3 protein-coding genes are annotated in these 2,656 nt (G+C 41.1%); all 3 read right to left on the bottom strand.

All coding sequences use genetic code 11. From position 1 onward, the window contains the following. Window positions 1-27 precede the first annotated feature (27 nt). Window positions 28-1,239 (bottom strand): N-isopropylammelide isopropyl amidohydrolase, encoded by a 1,212-nt coding sequence (gene atzC, locus N878_RS26925; protein WP_011117177.1) that lies wholly within the window; start codon window positions 1,237-1,239, stop codon window positions 28-30. Between the two features lie 57 nt (window positions 1,240-1,296). Next, on the bottom strand, window positions 1,297-2,256 hold the full coding sequence (arcC, locus tag N878_RS26920) for a carbamate kinase (RefSeq protein ID WP_011117178.1): 960 nt from the start codon (window positions 2,254-2,256) through the stop codon (window positions 1,297-1,299). A 31-nt stretch (window positions 2,257-2,287) separates the two neighbouring features. Beyond that, the coding region (locus tag N878_RS29055) for a hypothetical protein (RefSeq protein ID WP_082457868.1) at window positions 2,288-2,656 on the bottom strand (369 nt) is incomplete at its 5' end.

Genomic DNA, 2,656 nt, shown 5'->3' with positions numbered 1-2,656 from the left:
AGGGTGCCGCTCCAAAAAAAGCATCTATTAGGCAACTATAACCTCATCCTTCACAATGATACGTCCATTTTTAATTACGCATAGTCTTTTTGCTTGGTCGATTATTGCCCATTGTGGTGACAACGAATTTAATACAACAAGATCGGCCTTTTTACCAACTTCTATCCCATAGTTCTTTTCAATTCCTAAAACTCTAGCACCCTCTGACGTTATCATTTTCCAAATTAGTCCCAAATCTCTGTTTGTCTTTAACTCTAATCTCTGAGTTTCGATCAGAGCCCCTTGTACCATATCACCGTTGCCAAAGGGAACCCAAAAATCTCTGATATTGTCCGAAGCACAGCCAAGATTGATGCCAGCTTCAAGCAGCTTTATCACCGGCATAGTAGGCGGTGTACTACTAAAACAGGTAACAAATTTCATACCCGAATCCTTGTACAATGGGATTGCCTCATCGAGCCATTCGGACGGAGCATCTGCAAAACACCAGGCATGACTCGTAGTTACTCTACCCTTATACCCATTTTCAATTGTCTTTTGGGCAAGACGATTTATCGAATATACTCCAACAGTTCCAATATCATGTATGTGATAGTCGATATCAACATCGTATTCCTTTGCTAATTTAAAGCATAGGTCTAAAGAACCCTCAACATTATTTTCCCGCGTAGCAGGATCAACTCCCCCAACTAAATCACAGCCCATATCCAAGGATTTTCTAATCAATGATTCAGATTCCAAATCAACGAAAAATCCACTCTGTGCAAAGGCTACGACTTGTATATCGATAAGATCCTTTAACTCTTCCTTGGCTTCTAAAACTGCTTCCACTGCTTTTGTTTTAGCAACTGAATCTACATCTACATGGGTCCGGGTGTATAAAGTCCCATGGAGTACCTGCATGTGAGCATGTTCTATCACATGTCTTTTTATTTCTTCGTGGGTAGCATTTTTATAATATTTCAAGCCATCCTCGATGGCAGCATCCCTTGTATAAGGTCTGCTCCAAAACTTCGGTAATCTTTCACCTGTGCTCGTAAATGACTTATCCATATGGGTATGTGCATCGACAAATCCGGGAGACACAAGGTTACCCTTTGCATCAATTTCGTCTTTTACGGTTCCTTCAATTTTAGCTTCTATTTTGATTATTCTGTCACCAACAATCCCAATATCATATACACTGTCTTTTTCACTTAGATAGGCGTTTCTAATGATTAAATCAAAATCTTTACTCATTTTTATCCTCCTTTTTTAAACTAGGACTTGTAACTTCGAGCCTCCTTTTTGGTAGATTTAAACTAACTTTTTAGGTTCGGGAATAATAATCGTACCAGCTTCCCCTTTTAAGGCCCGTCCAATTTCTTCCGGAGAGGTAATAATCGACTTATGGCCTCCGTTTTCAACAAACAATAAAGCTGCTTCCATTTTTGGTCCCATGCTGCCTGGCGGAAAGTGGCCCTCTTGTTGATACCTACGCCCTTCGCTGACTGTAATCGTATCTAGTTCCTTTTGTGACTCCTTTCCATAGTTAATTGCGACATGACTCACCCCTGTAAGTATTACAAAGGTTTCAGCTCCTACGTCCCTGGCTAGTTGTTGGCCGGCTAAGTCTTTGTCAATAACTGCTTCAACCCCCGTATAGTTCCCATTGTCATCTAGGTAAACGGGAATTCCCCCTCCTCCGGCGGCAATAACTACTGTTCCTCCTTCCAACAAATAATGGATCGCCTCTTTCTCCAAAATTTCTAATGGAAGGGGTGAGGGAACTACCCGCCGCCATCCACGCCCACTGTCTTCTATCATTACATAACCTTTTTCCGCAGTAATGTTTTTTGCTTCATTTTCACTGTAGAAAGGTCCAACCGGCTTTGTGGGATTTTGAAAGGCAGGATCAGCTATATCTACCTTGACCCTTGTAACTACTGTAACTACCGGTATCTGGGCTTTATCTTTTACTAATACATTTGTCAGCTCCTGTTGAATGGCATAACCTAAGGAACCTTGGGTATTAGAAACACAAACATCTAGAGGCATAGCCGGTACAATTGATTTGCTTAGTTCATTTTTAATTAAAATATTACCTACCTGTGGGCCGTTCCCATGAGTTAACACGAGGTGGTACCCATTTTTTATCAAATCAACAAGGTTAGAACACATTTCTTTGATATTAACCACCTGTTCCTGAAAAGTACCCTTCTGGTTCTCTTTTGTAATGGCATTACCCCCAAAAGCTATGACAATACTTTTTCCCATTTAACTACCCCGTTATTTTTAATTTTTGCAGCTATTTTACATATTCTTGGACAAAAGCCGATAGAGCTTTGTTAAAGCAGGCTTTAGGGGGATTTACAAGGCCAGCCCCTATTTGCCCTACCCCAGGTTCTTTATGAGCTATCCCTGTATTTATTTGCGGTAAAATTCCAACTTCAATAACTTTTCTGAGGTCAATCCCGGTAGCACTACCTCGGAAATTAAACTGAGGAATATTAAAGAATTTATGCTCGTCCAAAGTTATCTCATACATACGGTTAGAACAGCTAAAAGCATCTTCTACGGAGCCCCCGACAAACTGGGTAATAGCTGGAGCCGCCGCCATGGCAAATCCTCCTATCCCGGCCGTTTCGGTGATAGCACTATCACCAATGTCCGGATT

The sequence above is a fragment of the Pseudomonas sp. EGD-AK9 genome, from assembly GCF_000465935.2.
Lineage (GTDB): Bacteria > Pseudomonadota > Gammaproteobacteria > Pseudomonadales > Pseudomonadaceae > Aquipseudomonas.
This window is presented reverse-complemented; position numbering and strand designations above follow the sequence as displayed.

Coding starts and splice junctions, on each gene's coding strand:
- atzC (WP_011117177.1), bottom strand. CDS start 1,239: ATGAGTAAAGATTTTGATTTAATCATTAGAAACGCCTATCTAAGTGAA.
- arcC (WP_011117178.1), bottom strand. CDS start 2,256: ATGGGAAAAAGTATTGTCATAGCTTTTGGGGGTAATGCCATTACAAAA.